The sequence below is a fragment of the Streptomyces griseoaurantiacus genome, assembly GCF_036189845.1.
Lineage (GTDB): Bacteria > Actinomycetota > Actinomycetes > Streptomycetales > Streptomycetaceae > Streptomyces > Streptomyces griseoaurantiacus.
Genome location: NZ_CP108326.1, coordinates 4,400,365 through 4,415,737, shown reverse-complemented (window position 1 = coordinate 4,415,737; position 15,373 = coordinate 4,400,365). Strand labels below are relative to the sequence as shown.

The window sequence follows — 15,373 nt, the reverse complement described above, 5'->3', positions numbered from 1 at the left end:
CGCACCGGCGAGCCGGTGCGGCACACGGCTGCTGCTACCGTCACAGCGAGCAGGTACGGCCGGTGGAAAGTCGTACTACCGGAGAGGTGGAGACAGGTGGCTAGGAGCAGCTCGGGATTCGTGGCCGGGCTCACCGTGGCGGCCGTCGCCGCGGTCGGATTCCTCGCCTACCAGGCGTCGGCGAGCGCGCCGGACACGCTGGGCAAGCCGGGGACGAAGGCGAAGCCCTCGCCGGCGGCCGGGGCGCAGAAGACCCCCGGCGCGAAGAAGAAGCGGGCCGCGGCGGTGCCGGAGGGCTCGGGCGCGGGCGAGCGGGTCGTGTACGCGCTGGGGAACGACCGGGTGTGGCTGGTCGGCGCCGGCGGGAAGGTGCGCCGCACGTTCGAGGTGATGCCGGGGACGGTGGACCCGGCCCCGGGGAAGTACACGGTCACCTCGCGGACGGCGGCGGTGACGGGCTCCGACGGCGTGCCGATCGAGCACGTGGTGCTGTTCACGACGGCGGGCGGGGTGCCGGTGGGGTTCAGCGCGGCGGTGGACGGGTCCACGCCGGTGCCGGACGCCTCCAAGAAGCTGGGCGGCATCCGGGAGGCGCGGGCCGACGGCGAGGCGATGTGGGAGTTCGCGGGAGTGGGACGTCCCGTGGTGGTCGTTCAGTAGGAGCGCGCGGGGTCCACAGGGGCGCTATCGCCCCTTCCACCGCCCTCACGGCCCTCACGGGAGGGGCTCGGCCCCCGCGGCGGGGGCGAGGAGATCGCGCGGGCCGCGGCGCAGGCGGCCAGCAGGTCCCGCATGGAGAGGTCGGCGCCCTCGCCCGGCGGCGTGGGCGGTTCCTCGTGGTCGGACCGTCGCATGGACGCCTCCTGAACACCTCGGCGCCGGACTTGGTTAGGTATACCTAACCAGCCCGGCCCGTCCGGCGCAATGTCAGGCGGACAGCGCCCCGAGGTCGGCCCTCGCCCACCGCTCCCCCAGGCCCGCGAGCGAGACTCGTCGCACCTCGTCGTCGGTGTCCCCCACCGCTCGGTGGATGCTCACGTGCAGCCGCGTGTCCGTGAGTTCCTCGACCTTGCCCTCGCCCCACTCGACCACCACCACCGACTCGGGCAGCGAGACGTCCAGGTCGAGGTCCTCCATCTCGTCGAGGCCGCCGCCCAGGCGGTAGGCGTCGACGTGGACCAGCGGCGGCCCGGCCGTCAGCGAGGGGTGCACGCGGGCGATGACGAACGTGGGCGAGGTGACCGCCCCGCGCACCCCGAGGCCCTCGCCGAGCCCCCGGGTCAGCGTGGTCTTGCCGGCCCCGAGTTCGCCGCTGAGCAGGACGAGGTCGCCGGCGCGCACCAGTTTCGCGAGCCTGCGGCCGAGTTCCCGCATCTGTTCGGGGGAGGTGACGGTGAGCTCCGCGGTGACGCCGCCGGAGTCCGGGGCGGCACCGGTGTCCGGCGTGGGCTCACCCGCGTCGTGCGCTGCTGCTGGTGCTTCCATAAGGCCCCACGGTAGCCCCTGCGGGGACGGCTCCCGCGCGCACGAGGAGGTCGGCCAGGCGGTCGGTGACGAGCTCCGGATGCTCCAGCATCACCAGGTGCCCGGCGTCCGGCACGAGCACCAGTTCGGCCTCGGGGAGCAGCCGGGCGATGGCCTCGCTGTGCTCGCTCGGCGTGACGAGGTCGTCGACACCGGCCAGCACCAGCACCGGCAGCCCCGTCAGGTGCGCGAGCGCCTCGGTCTTGTCGTGCTCGGTGAACGCCGGATAGAACTCGGCGACGACGTCGATCGGCGTGTTCTCGATCATGCGCTCGGCGAAGCGGGCGACCGAGGGGTCGATGTCCCGGGTGGCGAAGGAGTACCGCTTGATGATGCCGGTGAAGAGGTCGGCCGTCGCCCGCCGCCCGCGTTCGACCAGCTCGGCGCGCTGCCCCAGCGCCTTCAGCACCCCGGGAAGTATCCGCCGCACCGCGTTGACGCCCGCGACCGGCAGCCCGAAGTTGACCTCGCCGAGCCCCCCGGAGGACGTGCCGACCAGCGCGACCCCGGCGACCCGCTCCCGGACCAGCTCCGGGTACTGCTCGGCCAGCGCCATCACGGTCATGCCGCCCATGGAGTGCCCGACGAGCACCAGCGGGCCCTCGGGCGCCGCCGCGTCGATCACCGCCTTCAGGTCCCGGCCGAGCTGCTCGATGGTGAGCGGCACCCGTCCGTCCCGCTGGCCGACCCCGCGCCCGGAGCGGCCGTGGCTGCGCTGGTCCCAGTGGACGGTGCGCACGACCCCGCGCAGGGCGGCCCGCTGGAAGTGCCAGGAGTCCTGGTTGAGGCAGTAGCCGTGGCTGAAGACGACGGTGACCGGGGCGGGCGTACGGCGGCCGAACAGCCGGCGGCGGCGCGGGACCGGGCCGCCCTCCGGGGCCGGCTCGTCCACCTCGTAGTACAGCTCGGTGCCGTCCTCGGCGAACGCCGTGCCGGGGGTGCCGCGCAGGGTGCCGTAGGGGCCGGTGGAGTCGAGGGCGAGGCGGGCCTTGCGGCGCATGCCGCGGCCGACGGTGAGCCGCTCTATGGCGACGCCGGCGGCGGCACCCGCGGCGATCACGCCGACGGCCGCGCCGGCGAGTCCGGCCATCCGCCAGTTGCCGGCCCCGGCGGGGGTCCCGGCGGCCGCCTCCGCCACGGCCGCCACGGCGTCCGCGCTGCTCTCGCTCACGTCCCGTTCCTCCTCGTCCGGAGCCGTCCGCCGTACCGCGCACGACCCCGCGCGCGCTCCGGCGCGCGACCCCGCCCGTCACCTCGTCGAGTCACCCGGTCCCGCCCGGTCCGGCTCGGTCCCGCCCGGTCGTGCGTGTCACCCGGTCGGAGTCACGCTTCCCGTTCGGCATTCACATTCACATGGACGCGGGGCACTCGGGTTCCGATCCGGGTCACGATTTCGTACGCGATGGTCCCGGCCGCCTGCGCCCAGTCCTCGGCGGTGGGCTCGCCCCGGTCGCCCGGCCCGAACAGCACCGCCTCGGAGCCGACCGGGGGCTCGTCGCCGCCGAGGTCCACCACGAACTGGTCCATGGCCACGCGTCCGGCGACCGTGCGCCACTTGCCGCCGACGAGGACGGGGCCCGCGCCGGAGGCATGGCGCGGGATGCCGTCCGCGTAGCCGAGGGGGACCAGGCCGAGAGTGGTGTCGCCCGGGGTGACGTAGTGGTGGCCGTAGCTGACGCCGTGGCCGCCGGGGACGTGCTTGACCAGGGCAAGGGAGGCGGCCAGCGTCATCACCGGGCGCAGCCCGAAGTCGGCCGGGGCGCCCAGCTCGGGGCTGGGCGAGAGGCCGTACATCGCGATGCCGGTGCGGACCAGGTCGAAGTGGCTGTCGGGGAGGGTCAGCGCGGCCGGCGAATTGGCGATGTGCCGCACCTCGGGGCGCACCCCCCGCTCCTCGGCGTAGCCGACCATTTCGCGGAAGCGGGCGAGCTGGGGGACGACGGAGGGGTGCCCCGGTTCGTCGGCGCAGGCGAGGTGCGACCACAGTCCGGTGATCCGGAGCAGGCCGGCCGCCTCCGCGCGCAGCGCCTCGGCGACCAGTTCCGGCCAGTCGGCGGGCGAGCAGCCGTTGCGGCCGAGGCCGGTGTCGGCCTTGAGCTGGACGCGGGCGGGAACACCCGCGGCGCGGGCGGCGGCGGTGACCTCGCGCAGCGCCCACAGGCCGCTGACGCCCAGGTCGAGATCGGCCTCGACGGCCTCCCGCCAGGGCCCGCCCGGGGTCCACAGCCAGCACATGATGCGACCCGGGATGCCCGCGGCACGCAGGGCGAGCGCCTCCTCGGGGGTCGCGGTGCCGAGCCAGCGGGCGCCGGCGGCGAGGGCGGCGCGGGCGCAGGGGAGGGCGCCGTGGCCGTAGGCGTCGGCCTTCACGACCGCCATGAGCTGGGCGCCGGGGGCGTGGGCGCGCAGGGCACGGACGTTGGCGCGGAGCGCCGCGAGGTCGATCTCCGCGCGGGCCCGGAGGGGGGCGGCTTCACTGGTCTTCATCGTGGGGTCAGTGTCTCAAAGCGGATGGGGTGGGTGGATTGCGGCGGGGCGGGCGGAGCCCGCGCCACCGCCCCCGGGAGCGCGAGCCCAACCGCGCGCCCCCGTTTCACTCCCCCACCGAGCGCCACGCCCGCGGGATCGCCTCGGCCACGTCGTGGGCGCCGACCGGGGCGCCCCGCGCGGCGAGCCGGCCGGCGAGGCCGTGCAGGTGGGCGGCGGTGCTGCCCGCGTCGCGCGCGGAGAGGCCGGCCGCGAGCAGGCTGCCCGCGAGGCCGGACAGGACGTCGCCGCTGCCCGCGGTGGCGAGCCAGGGCGTCCCCGTCGCGTTCACCCGCACCGGCGCCTCCGGCTCCCCCGGCTCCCCCGGCTCCCCCGCGACCAGCGTCGTCGACCCCTTGAGCAGGACCGTCGCCCGGTACCGGGCCGCCAGTTCGCGCACCGCCGTCAGCCGGGCGCCCTCGACCTCCTCCCGGGAGACGCTTAGCAGGGCGGCGGCCTCACCGGCGTGCGGGGTCAGGAGGGTGGGCGCGGTGCGCGCGCGGACCGCGTCCCGCTCGGCCAGGCGCAGCCCGTCGGCGTCGAGCAGCACGGGGACCTCGGCCGCGAGGACCTCCGCCACCGGGCTCGCGTCCTCCCCCGCGCCCGGCCCGACCACCCAGGCCTGCACGCGCCCCGCCTTCGCGGGCCCCCGGTCGGAGACCAGCGTCTCCGGGAAGCGGGCGAGAACCGCCTCCCCCGCCGCCCCCACGTACCGGACCGCCCCGGCGCCGCCGCGCAGCGCCCCGGCCACCGCCAGCACGGCCGCCCCGGGGTAGCGCGCGGACCCGGCGGCGATGCCGACGACGCCCCGCCGGTACTTGTCGCTCTCCGCGCCCGGCACGGGCAGGAGCGCCGCGATCTCGGCGTGCTGCGGGGACTCCAGCACGGGCGTCCGTGGCAGCTCCGGGCCGAGCCCGATGTCGACGAGGCGCACGGATCCGGCGTACTCCCGCGCGGGGTCGATCAGGTGCGCCGGTTTGTGGGTGCCGAAGGTGACCGTGAGGTCGGCGCGGATCGCGGGCCCGCGCACCTCCCCCGTGTCGGCCTCGACGCCGCTCGGCAGGTCCACGGCGACGACGGCCGCGTCCCCCTCGGCCACGAGTTCCGCGAGCCGGGCCGCCTTCGGCCGCAGGCCGCCCCGGCCGCCGATGCCGACGATGCCGTCGACGACGAGGCGGGCCCGGCGCAGCGGCGGCCCGGCGTCCTCCGGGGCCGCCGTGGTGCCGCCGGCCCGGCGCAGGGCGGCGAGGCCACCGGGGTGGACGCGCTCGGGGGACAGCAGGACGGCGGTGACCCCGGCCCCGCGCGCGGCGAGCCGGGCGCCGGCGTACAGGGCGTCGCCGCCGTTGTCGCCGCTGCCGACGAGGAGGACGACGCGGGCGCCGTACACCCGGCCGAGGAGCTGGGCGCAGGCCGTCGCGAGTCCGGCGGCGGCGCGTTGCATGAGGGTGCCGTCCGGGAGCCGCTCCATGAGCGCGCGCTCGGCGGTCCTGACGGTGTCGACGCTGTACGCGGTTCGCATGGCACCGAGTCTGCCCCGTGTGCGCCCGGCATCACGCGGGGTGCGCTCCGACTGGCCCGTCGCCCGCGGGTCGCGGAGCATCGAAGGGAGGGTCGGGCGGCGCGGAGAAGGGTGAGGGGAGGAGCGGGCGGATGACCGTCGAGGGCGATACCGACAATGACGGCGGCGACGGCGGCGACGACGACGGCGAGCGGTGGCTCCAGGCCCTGGAGTTGCTGCTGGCCGAGCAGCGCTTCCGGATCGAGCGGTACGCCGAGGCGGGCTCCGAGGCCCCCGCACCGCCTCCGAAGGCCCCTCCGGGGAAGCCGTCCCGGCGGCCGCGTACGGCCCCCGAGCCGTCCGCGTCCGCCCTCTCGGCCCGGGAGCTGCTGAAGGCCGTGCCGCTCGCCGCCGTGGTGGTGCGCGCGCTGCCGGACGCACGGGGTGCGGGGGCGGAGTACCACTGTCTGGCGCACAACACGGCCGCGTGGGAGGACGCCGGACGGCGCTTCCCCCTGGTCGCCGCCTCGGCGTCCTCGCGCTCCTCCCGGCCGGCACCGCCGCCGCCCACGGCGGCCGCCTCCGCCGCGCCCGCGGAGGGCTCGTGGGGCGAGGCCGTCCCGCTGTTCGAGTGGTTCCCCGCCCTCGCGGCCACGCCCGTGCCACGTCTGCTCGACGCGGCGCGCCGGACGGGACGGCCGCAGGGCCCCGAGCCCGCCGAGTGGCCGCACCACGCCCCGGACGGCCGAGCGGTGCGCTCCCGCGTCGAGGTCCACGTGGCCCCCGCCGGGGAGCTGCTGCTCCTCACCTGGGAGCGCGGGGAGCCGGCCCGGGCGCGGATGGCCCGGGCGGCGCAGCAGCTCGCGCGGGTCGCCTGGGCGGAGTGGGACCTTGCCCGGGGGACCGTCGAGGAGGCCGGGCTGCGCGCGTTGCTGGGGCTGCCCGCCCCGGCGCCGCTGCCGGACCTGCCCGGACTCGGCCGCATGGTGCTGCCGGAGCCCCGGGAGCAGCTGTACCGGGCGCTGCACGACGCGCTGCTGGGCGAACGGGACCACATCGACCTCGAACTGCGCCTCGGGCCGGACGCGCACAACGCGCGCGTGCTCCGCTTCCTCGCCGAACCGGTGCGCGCCGGGAGCGCGCCGGTTCGGACCGTGCGCGCGGTCTGCCGCGACGTGACCGCCGACGTGCGCGCCCGCGAGTCCGCCCAGCGGGCCCTGCGCGAGGCGCGGGCGCAGCGCGAGCGGGCGGAGGCGGTCGCCGAAGTGGCCGAACGGCTGCGGGAGGCGGTGCTTCCCGGCTTCCCGCCGGAACTCGCCCGGCACGGCCTGGAGGCGGCGGTCGTGTACCGCCCCGCGGGGCACGCGGCCCGGGTGGGCGGCGACTGGTACAAGACCCGCGTCCTGCCGACCGGCCGGGTGCTGGTCGCGCTCGGGGACGCGCGGGGGCACGGGCCCGACGCCGTCACCCTGATGGCCAAGCTGCGGTACGCGCTCGCGGGGCTGGCCTTCACCGGGGAGAGCGTGGAACGGCTGACCGGCTGGCTGAACCTGCTGGCCTGCGACGACGGCGAGGAGTCGACGGCCACCTCGGTCATCGCCCACTACTGCTCCGACCGGGGGCTGCTGCGCTGGACCTGCGCGGGCCATCCGCCGCCGCTCCTGGTGCGCCGGGGCGGGGTCCGCTTCCTCGACCCCCCGCCGGAGGGCCCGGGACTGCCGCTGGGCGTGCTGCCCGGCACGCCCTACACGGCCGCCGAGACGCCGCTGCGCCCCGGTGACGTGGTGCTGCTGTACTCGGACGGCCTGATCGAGCGCCGCGGCTCCGACCTGGACCGGGACGCCTGCCGTCTGCTGCGGGCGGTGCGCGGCGGCACCGGAGCCGGCATCCCGCCGGGCGGCGCGGCCCTCGACGCCTTCGCGCGCGGCCTCGTCGACGCCCTCATGGCGCCGGACGCGGAGGACGACGCGACGGTGCTGGCGTTCCGGCGGGTGGAGCCGGGCGCCTGACCGGGGGCCCGGCCCGGTCAGTCCTCGGCGATCACGACCGCCGAGGCGATCCCCGCGTCATGGCTCAGCGAGACGTGCCAGCGCCGCACCCCGAGCCGCTCGGCGCGGGCCGCGACCGAGCCCCGGACGCGCAGCCGGGGGCGGCCGCTGTCCTCGGCGTACACCTCGGCGTCCGTCCACAGCAGCCCGGCGGGAGCGCCCAGCGCCTTGGCGAGGGCCTCCTTGGCCGCGAACCGCGCGGCCAGCGAGGCGGGACCCCGGCGCTCGCCGCTGGGCAGCAGCAGTTCCTCCTCGGTGAACAGCCGCCGCAGCAGGCCCGGCGTGCGCTCCAGCGACGCCGCGAACCGTTCGATCTCGGCGACGTCGATCCCGACCCCGATGATTGCCATGCGGGCACCCTATGGCGTGCGCGGGGCGGCTACTCCACGGTCACCGACTTGGCCAGGTTGCGCGGCTGGTCCACCTCGTTGCCGCGTGCCGTGGCCAGCTCGCAGGCGAAGACCTGCAGGGGCACCGTCGCCACCAGCGGCTGCAGCAGGGTGGGGGTGGCCGGGATGCGGACGAGGTGGTCGGCGTAGGGAGCGACCGCCTCGTCGCCCTCCTCCGCGATCACGATGGTGCGGGCACCCCGCGCCCGGATCTCCTGGATGTTCGAGACGATCTTGTCGTGCAGGACGGAGCGGCCCCGCGGCGAGGGCACCAGCACCACCACCGGCAGGTCCTCCTCGATCAGCGCGATCGGCCCGTGCTTCAGCTCGCCCGCGGCGAAGCCCTCGGCGTGCATGTACGCGAGTTCCTTGAGCTTGAGGGCGCCCTCCAGCGCCACCGGGTAGCCCACGTGCCGTCCGAGGAACAGCACCGTGTCCTTGTCGGCGAGGGACCGGGCGAGCGCCCGTACCGGCTCCATGGTCTCCAGCACCCGGTCGACGGCCGCCGAGATCCCGGACAGGTCGCGGATCACGGCCCGGATCTCGTCGCCCCACTTGGTGCCGCGCACCTGCCCCAGGTACAGCGCCACCAGGTAGCAGGCCACGAGCTGGGTGAGGAACGCCTTCGTCGAGGCGACGGCGACCTCGGGGCCGGCGTGCGTGTACAGCACGGCGTCGGACTCGCGCGGGATCGTCGAGCCGTTGGTGTTGCAGATGGCCAGGACCCGGGAGCCCTGCTCGCGGGCGTGCCGCAGGGCCATCAGCGTGTCCATGGTCTCGCCGGACTGCGAGATGGCGATGACCAGCGACTGCCCGCCGAGGATCGGGTCCCGGTAGCGGAACTCGCTGGCCAGCTCGACCTCGCAGGGCAGCCGGGTCCAGTGCTCGATGGCGTACTTGGCGATCATCCCGGCGTGGAAGGCCGTTCCGCAGGCCACGATCACGACCTTGTCGATCTCGCGCAGCTCGGAGTCGTCGATGCGCACCTCGTCCAGGGTCAGCGACCCGCCGGCGTCGATCCGGCCCAGCAGGGTGTCCGCGACCGCCTTCGGCTGCTCGGCGATCTCCTTGAGCATGAAGTAGTCGTAGCCGCCCTTCTCCGCAGCCGAGGCGTCCCAGTCGACGTGGTAGGCGCGCACCTCGGCGGGGCTGCCGTCGAAGCCCGTGACCGTGACCCGGTCCCGGCGCAGCTCCACGACCTGGTCCTGGCCCAGCTCGACGGCGGACCGGGTGTGGGCGATGAACGCGGCGACGTCCGAGGCGAGGAAGGCCTCGCCCTCGCCCACGCCCACGACGAGCGGGGAGTTGCGGCGGGCGCCCACGACCACGTCCGGCTGGTCGGCGTGCGTCGCGACCAGGGTGAACGCGCCCTCCAGCCGCCGGCACACCAGCCGCATCGCCTCGGCGAGGTCGGCGCAGGAGGAGAACTCCTCGGCGAGGAGGTGGGCGACGACCTCGGTGTCCGTCTCGGAGGACAGCTCGTGCCCGCGCTCCTCCAGCTCGGCACGGAGTGCCGCGAAGTTCTCGATGATGCCGTTGTGCACGACGGCGACCCGGCCGGCGTTGTCCAGGTGCGGGTGCGCGTTGGTGTCGGTGGGGCCGCCGTGGGTGGCCCAGCGGGTGTGGCCGATGCCGGTGCTGCCGGTCGGCAGCGGCCGGTCCTTGAGCTCCTTCTCCAGGTTGATCAGCTTCCCGGCCTTCTTCGCCGCGGCGAGACCGCCGTCGGCGAGGACGGCGACACCGGCGGAGTCGTACCCCCGGTACTCCAGCCGCTTGAGACCGGCCACGACCACATCGAGCGCCGACTGCGCCCCCACGTATCCCACGATTCCGCACATGCAGGGCAGCCTATGCGGGGAGGGGGCCTCCCATCTCGTCGATCTTGCCCGATTTCGGAAACGAACGGCCCGGAACGGGTACCCGAAGGCGGCCCGGAACCGCCGGGCACCCCCGGAGGACACGTGCTTTACACGATCTCCGGATCTGTGTTCCTTCCGTGTGCACGCTATGGACCTCTCCGGGCAGAAGGGATACGGTCGCCCATTCGGGAGCCCGCCACCTCCCGGGAGAGGGGGGAACGGCAGTGCGTCTGCGACTTCACCGGTTCGTGCGCCGGCGTCCCGCGCGGCCCTCCGACCTCGCCGGCCGGGTCTGCAGCGAGCTGGCGGACGACCTGCCCGAGGAGGACGTCGGGGAGGACCTCGACGACTGCCTCACGATGTACCGGCTCGGCAGCAAGCCGCGCTGCGAGGAGGTCGAGTACCTGGACCTGGTCCAGGACGCCATCGACCGCGTGGCCGAGGGCGAGTGACGCATCCCACCCGGGCTTTCCGTTCGTCTTCCCGTAACAATGGACTGTGATCTCTCCGGTCTCCCCGATGCCCAGGAGCGCCCACCGGTCCAGGCCGGAGGCGACTCCCTACGTCGACCTCACCCGCGCGGAGTGGAGCGCGCTGCGCGACAAGACGCCGCTGCCGCTCACCGCCGATGAGGTCGAGAAGCTGCGTGGCCTCGGCGACGTCATCGACCTCGACGAGGTGCGGGACATCTACCTCCCGCTCTCCCGGCTGCTCAACCTGTACGTCGGCGCCACCGACAAGCTGCGCGGCGCGCTCAACACCTTCCTCGGCGAGCAGGGTTCACAGTCCGGCACCCCCTTCGTCATAGGTGTCGCCGGTTCCGTCGCGGTCGGCAAGTCGACCGTGTCCCGGCTGCTGCGCGCCCTGCTCTCCCGCTGGCCCGAGCACCCGCGCGTCGAACTGGTCACCACCGACGGCTTCCTGCTGCCCACCAAGGAGCTCCAGGCGCGCGGTCTGATGGCGCGGAAGGGTTTCCCCGAGTCCTACGACCGGCGGGCCCTCACCCGCTTCGTCGCCGACATCAAGGCCGGCAAGGACGAGGTCAGCGCACCCGTCTACTCGCACCTCATCTACGACATCGTCCCCGGCGACCGGCTCGTCGTACGGCGCCCCGACATCCTGATCGTCGAGGGCCTCAACGTCCTGCAGCCCGCGCTCCCCGGCACCGACGGCCGCACCCGCGTGGGGCTCGCCGACTACTTCGACTTCAGCGTGTACGTCGACGCCCGCATCGAGGACATCGAACGCTGGTACCTGAGCCGGTTCAGGAAGCTGCGCGCGACCGCCTTCCAGGACCCCTCCTCGTACTTCCGCAAGTACACCCAGGTCTCGGAGGAGGAGGCCCTCGACTACGCGCGCACCATGTGGCGGACCATCAACATGCCCAACCTGGTGGAGAACATCGCCCCCACCCGCGGCCGCGCCGCCCTGGTCCTGCGCAAGGGACCCGACCACACCGTGCAGCGCCTGAGCCTGCGCAAGCTCTGACGGCGGCGGCCCCGCGCCCGGCTACGCTGCGGGCATGCTGCACCTGCGACTGATCACCCCGGCGGAGCGGACCGAGGACGTGGTCCGGGTGATCGAGGAGAACGTCGGCACCACACACCTCGTGGTGCTCCCGGGCGCCGCCCGCGATCCGGCCGGGGACGTCGTGATGTGTGACGTGGCGCGCGAGGCCGGCGACGAACTCATCGCCTCCCTGCGGAAGCTGGGGCTCGACGAGGCCGGCTCGATCGCCGTCGAGTCCATCGACCTGTCGCTGTCCCGGCGGGCCGACGAGGCCGAGAAGGACGCGCCGGGCGAGGGCGCCGACGCGGTGCTGTGGGAACAGCTCAGCGAGGCCACCCACGAGGAGTCGACGCTGTCGGCCACCTACCTCGCCTTCCTCACGCTGGCCACGATGATCGCGGCGTGCGGTGTCGTCCTGGACAACGCCGTGCTGATCGTGGGGGCGATGGCGGTGGGCCCGGAGTTCGGCCCGCTGGCGGGCCTGTCCACGGCGATCGTGCGGCGCGCCCCGCGCCTGGCCCTGCGTTCCCTGCTCGCCCTGCTCCTCGGCTTCGCCGCCGCGATGGTGCTGACGGTCGGCTTCAGCCTCCTGATGGACGCACTCGGGCTGTTCAGCGAGGCCCGCCTGGAGGGGGAACGCCCCAACACCGGCTTCGTGTACGCCCCGGACGCCTTCTCCTTCGTGGTGGCCCTGCTGGCCGGCATCGCGGGCACCCTGTCCCTGACCTCGGCCAAGTCCGGGGCCCTGGTGGGCGTCGCCATCTCGGTCACCACCGTCCCCGCCGCCGCGAACGCCGCCGTCGCGCTCTCCTACGGCGACACCGGGCAGACGGCGGGATCGGCCTACCAGTTGCTGCTGAACCTCGCGGGCATCGTGCTCGCGGGCACGGCGACGCTGTTCACGCAGAAGTGGCTCTGGGCGCGCTCGCGCACCTGACCCGCACCCGCACGCCTGCTCCCAGGAAGAAGGGGGCGCGGGCTCCGTACGGAACCCACGCCCCCTCCGCGGAAGTCGGCGGATCAGCCCAGCGCGGACTTGACCGCGTCCGCGAGCCGGCCCGCCACCGAGCGGGCCTGCTCGATGTCCGCCGCCTCCACCATGACCCGCACCAGCGGCTCGGTCCCGGAGGGGCGGAGCAGCACGCGTCCGGTGGTGCCGAGCTCCCGCTCCGCGTCGGTCACCGCGGCCGCCAGCTCCGCGGACGTCTTCACCCGGGACTTGTCCACGTCCGGCACGTTCACCAGGACCTGCGGCAGCCGCTCCATCACGGAGGCGAGGTCCTTGAGGGTGCGGCCCGTCCCGGCGACCCGGGCGGCGAGCAGCAGGCCGGTCAGCGTACCGTCGCCGGTCGTCGCGTGGTCGAGGACGATGACGTGTCCGGACTGCTCGCCGCCGAGGGCGTAGTCCTTGTCCTTCATCTCCTCCAGCACGTAGCGGTCGCCGACCGCGGTCTGCACCAGCGTGAGCCCCTCGCGCTCCATGGCCAGCTTGAAGCCGAGGTTGGACATGACGGTGGCGACGACCGTGTCCCCGCGCAGCGTGCCCTGCTCGCGCATGGCGAGGGCCAGCACGGCGAGGATCTGGTCGCCGTCGACCTCGGCGCCCTCGTGGTCCACGGCCAGGCAGCGGTCGGCGTCGCCGTCGTGCGCGATGCCGAGGTGGGCGCCGTGCTCGACGACGGCGGCGCGGAGCTTGTCCAGGTGGGTCGAGCCGCAACCGTCGTTGATGTTGAGGCCGTCGGGCTCGGCGCCGATGGTGACGACGGTGGCCCCGGCCCGGGTGAACGCCTCCGGGGAGACGCGGGAGGCGGCGCCGTGGGCCTCGTCGAGGACGACGGTCAGCCCGTCGAGGCGGTTGGGGAGGACACCGGTGAGGTGGGCGACGTAACGGTCGAAGCCCTCCTCGTAGTCGGTGACGCGGCCGACGCCGGCGCCGGTGGGGCGCTCCCAGGGGGCCCCGGTGCGGTGCTCGGCGTACACGGACTCGATGCGGTCCTCCAGCTCGTCGGCGAGCTTGTGGCCGCCGCGGGCGAAGAACTTGATGCCGTTGTCGGGCATGGCGTTGTGGCTGGCGGAGAGCATCACGCCGAGGTCGGCGCCGAGCGCGCCGGTCAGGTACGCCACGGCCGGGGTCGGCAGCACGCCCACGCGCAGGACGTCCACGCCCGCGCTGGCGAGACCCGCGACGACTGCCGCCTCCAGGAACTCCCCCGAGGCGCGGGGATCGCGCCCGACGACCGCCTTCGGCCGGTGGCCCTCGAACGAGCCCACCTCGGCCAGTACGTGTGCCGCCGCGACGGAGAGGCCGAGCGCGAGCTCCGCCGTCAGATCCGCGTTGGCGACACCGCGCACGCCGTCCGTGCCGAAGAGTCGTCCCACAGTGGTGCCTCCGAAGTGCTCAGAAAGTGCGGCTCGTGCGAGTGTCGGGCACTGTCCGGGGCCCGCACATCCCCCGGACATACGTCTGACCGCCGGGCCCGCCCTCAGGTTGTACCGCGCGAAGCCGCGCCGGAGGGTTCATACCGGAAAGTACCGGAAGTTACGGGAAGGCCATACCCCAAGCCGCATAAACCTGTGGTAAGACCACTCCCCGGCAAACGAACCGCCCCGGAGGCACGGAACGTGCCTCCGGGGCGGATTCGGCGGTACGGCGTCCGGACGCCGGTGGAGGCGGTCCGGGGCGCGACTAGCGCTTGCTGTACTGCGGGGCCTTGCGGGCCTTCTTCAGACCGGCCTTCTTGCGCTCGACCGCACGGTCGTCGCGGCGCAGGAAGCCCGCCTTCTTCAGCGCGCCGCGGTTGTTGTCCACGTCGGCCTCGTTCAGCGCGCGGGCGACACCGAGACGGAGCGCACCGGCCTGGCCGGAGACGCCGCCGCCGGCGATGCGGGCGATGACGTCGTAGCGGCCCTCGAGCTCCAGCACCTTGAAGGGCTCGTTGACTTCCTGCTGGTGCACCTTGTTCGGGAAGTAGTCCTCGAGGGTGCGACCGTTGATCTTCCACTTGCCGGTGCCCGGGACGATCCGGACACGGGCGATGGCGTTCTTGCGACGGCCCAGGCCGGCGGCCGGCTGGGGCTCACCGAAACGGGACGACAGCGACTCGGAGGTGTACTCGCCCTCGACGGGCACCTCGGACTCGCTGGTGTAGCTCTCGATGTCAAGCTCTTCGAGCGGCTGCTCGGCAGTGGTCTCGGCCACGATTCTCCTCAGCTTCTCTTCAGTCTTAGGGGGTGGCCGGACTTACTGCGCGACCTGGGTGATCTCGAACGGCTGCGGCTGCTGCGCGCCGTGCGGGTGCTGGTCACCCTTGTAGACCTTCAGCTTCGAGAGCATCTGACGGCCCAGCGTGTTCTTGGGGAGCATGCCCTTGACGGCCTTCTCGATGGCCTTCTCAGGGTTCTTGTCCAGCAGGTCGTCGTAGCGGACCGAGCGCAGACCACCCGGGTAACCGGAGTGGCGGTACGCCATCTTCTGGGTCCGCTTGTTGCCGGACAGGTGCACCTTGTCGGCGTTGATGATGATGACGAAGTCACCGGTGTCGACGTGGGGCGCGTAGATCGGCTTGTGCTTGCCGCGCAGGATGGAGGCAGCTGTGGAGGCCAGACGGCCCAGGACGACGTCCTGAGCGTCGATGACGTGCCACTGGCGCGTCACATCGCCGGGCTTGGGGCTGTACGTACGCACGGTTCGTAGCCTTCGCTTCTTCAGTGAATGGTCCTGACAAGGTCACCGAAGACGATCACGACAGCCCTGACCGCACGGCGGCGACGCAAACCGCGTACATGGGGTCGCTGGTCATCGGTCCCGGAGACCGGTGTAAGGGCCCCTCACGTGAGAATGAGCAAGCCAATACACACAACGAACTAGAAGAATAACGGGGTGACCCCGGACGGGTCAAAACGGCCACCCGACCGGCACCCGAGCGGCACCGCACAGCCGTCCGACCTGGGCACACGCGCGGGGCCGGGCCCCGGGGCCCGGGGGATGGCCCGCGACACGCCGGGCACGTCTAAGAT

The 15,373-nt window shown here is 74.1% G+C and carries 15 protein-coding genes; 5 read left to right on the top strand and 10 right to left on the bottom strand.

The annotated features are described in order from the left end of the window. Positions 1 to 96 precede the first annotated feature (96 nt). Entirely contained in the window at positions 97 to 660 is a 564-nt protein-coding gene (locus OHB09_RS19760) for a hypothetical protein (protein WP_191854532.1), read from the top strand. On the opposite strand, the gene OHB09_RS19755 is transcribed toward OHB09_RS19760, so the two are convergent. The 5 genes from OHB09_RS19755 to OHB09_RS19735 all read right to left on the bottom strand — a co-directional run bounded on the left by OHB09_RS19755 (position 654) and on the right by OHB09_RS19735 (position 5,572). Further along, positions 654 to 854 carry a hypothetical protein gene (locus tag OHB09_RS19755; RefSeq protein WP_006140876.1) on the bottom strand — a complete coding sequence of 67 codons (201 nt, stop codon included), beginning with the start codon at positions 852 to 854 and terminating at the stop codon, positions 654 to 656. The genes OHB09_RS19760 and OHB09_RS19755 overlap by 7 nt on opposite strands. Before the next feature lie 73 nt (positions 855 to 927). After that, positions 928 to 1,485: a tRNA (adenosine(37)-N6)-threonylcarbamoyltransferase complex ATPase subunit type 1 TsaE gene (gene tsaE / locus OHB09_RS19750; RefSeq protein ID WP_006140877.1), complete on the bottom strand. Its 558-nt coding sequence runs from the start codon at positions 1,483 to 1,485 to the stop codon at positions 928 to 930. Next, positions 1,451 to 2,695, bottom strand: coding sequence for an alpha/beta fold hydrolase (locus OHB09_RS19745; protein WP_006140878.1), 1,245 nt, complete (start codon positions 2,693 to 2,695; stop codon positions 1,451 to 1,453). The genes tsaE and OHB09_RS19745 overlap by 35 nt, the downstream gene beginning before the upstream one ends. 152 nt (positions 2,696 to 2,847) lie before the next feature. After that, positions 2,848 to 4,011 (bottom strand): alanine racemase, encoded by a 1,164-nt coding sequence (gene alr / locus OHB09_RS19740; RefSeq protein ID WP_167792774.1) that lies wholly within the window; start codon positions 4,009 to 4,011, stop codon positions 2,848 to 2,850. Positions 4,012 to 4,117: 106 nt separating this feature from the next. Beyond that, positions 4,118 to 5,572: an NAD(P)H-hydrate dehydratase gene (locus OHB09_RS19735; RefSeq protein ID WP_328922316.1), complete on the bottom strand. Its 1,455-nt coding sequence runs from the start codon at positions 5,570 to 5,572 to the stop codon at positions 4,118 to 4,120. 131 nt (positions 5,573 to 5,703) lie between these two features. On the opposite strand from OHB09_RS19735, the gene OHB09_RS19730 reads away from it, so the two are divergent. Continuing rightward, positions 5,704 to 7,560, top strand: coding sequence for a PP2C family protein-serine/threonine phosphatase (locus OHB09_RS19730; protein ID WP_328922315.1), 1,857 nt, complete (start codon positions 5,704 to 5,706; stop codon positions 7,558 to 7,560). A gap of 17 nt (positions 7,561 to 7,577) precedes the next feature. On the opposite strand, the gene OHB09_RS19725 is transcribed toward OHB09_RS19730, so the two are convergent. Together OHB09_RS19725 and glmS are read right to left on the bottom strand one after the other, a co-directional pair. Continuing rightward, on the bottom strand, positions 7,578 to 7,949 hold the full coding sequence (locus tag OHB09_RS19725; protein WP_006140882.1) for a holo-ACP synthase: 372 nt from the start codon (positions 7,947 to 7,949) through the stop codon (positions 7,578 to 7,580). A gap of 29 nt (positions 7,950 to 7,978) precedes the next feature. Further along, positions 7,979 to 9,826 (bottom strand): glutamine--fructose-6-phosphate transaminase (isomerizing), encoded by a 1,848-nt coding sequence (glmS, locus tag OHB09_RS19720; protein WP_040895590.1) that lies wholly within the window; start codon positions 9,824 to 9,826, stop codon positions 7,979 to 7,981. 245 nt (positions 9,827 to 10,071) lie between these two features. Between glmS and OHB09_RS19715 the strand changes: the two genes are divergently transcribed. From OHB09_RS19715 to OHB09_RS19705, 3 genes are all read left to right on the top strand, one after another. Then, the gene (locus OHB09_RS19715) at positions 10,072 to 10,299 is read left to right on the top strand and encodes a hypothetical protein (RefSeq protein ID WP_006140884.1); all 228 of its coding nucleotides are present in this window, start codon (positions 10,072 to 10,074) and stop codon (positions 10,297 to 10,299) included. Positions 10,300 to 10,366: 67 nt separating this feature from the next. Continuing rightward, entirely contained in the window at positions 10,367 to 11,335 is a 969-nt protein-coding gene (coaA, locus tag OHB09_RS19710; protein WP_040895592.1) for a type I pantothenate kinase, read from the top strand. A gap of 34 nt (positions 11,336 to 11,369) precedes the next feature. Further along, complete coding sequence (locus OHB09_RS19705; RefSeq protein ID WP_006140886.1) at positions 11,370 to 12,293, top strand: DUF389 domain-containing protein; 924 nt, start codon at positions 11,370 to 11,372, stop codon at positions 12,291 to 12,293. 83 nt (positions 12,294 to 12,376) lie between these two features. Here the strand turns inward: OHB09_RS19705 and glmM are convergent, their stop codons facing one another. The 3 genes from glmM to rplM all read right to left on the bottom strand — a co-directional run bounded on the left by glmM (position 12,377) and on the right by rplM (position 15,041). Continuing rightward, positions 12,377 to 13,735: a phosphoglucosamine mutase gene (gene glmM, locus OHB09_RS19700; RefSeq protein ID WP_006140887.1), complete on the bottom strand. Its 1,359-nt coding sequence runs from the start codon at positions 13,733 to 13,735 to the stop codon at positions 12,377 to 12,379. A 307-nt stretch (positions 13,736 to 14,042) separates the two neighbouring features. Further along, positions 14,043 to 14,555 carry a 30S ribosomal protein S9 gene (gene rpsI / locus OHB09_RS19695; RefSeq protein WP_006140888.1) on the bottom strand — a complete coding sequence of 171 codons (513 nt, stop codon included), beginning with the start codon at positions 14,553 to 14,555 and terminating at the stop codon, positions 14,043 to 14,045. A gap of 42 nt (positions 14,556 to 14,597) precedes the next feature. Next, positions 14,598 to 15,041 carry a 50S ribosomal protein L13 gene (gene rplM / locus OHB09_RS19690; RefSeq protein WP_006140889.1) on the bottom strand — a complete coding sequence of 148 codons (444 nt, stop codon included), beginning with the start codon at positions 15,039 to 15,041 and terminating at the stop codon, positions 14,598 to 14,600. Between the last annotated feature and the right edge of the window lie 332 nt (positions 15,042 to 15,373).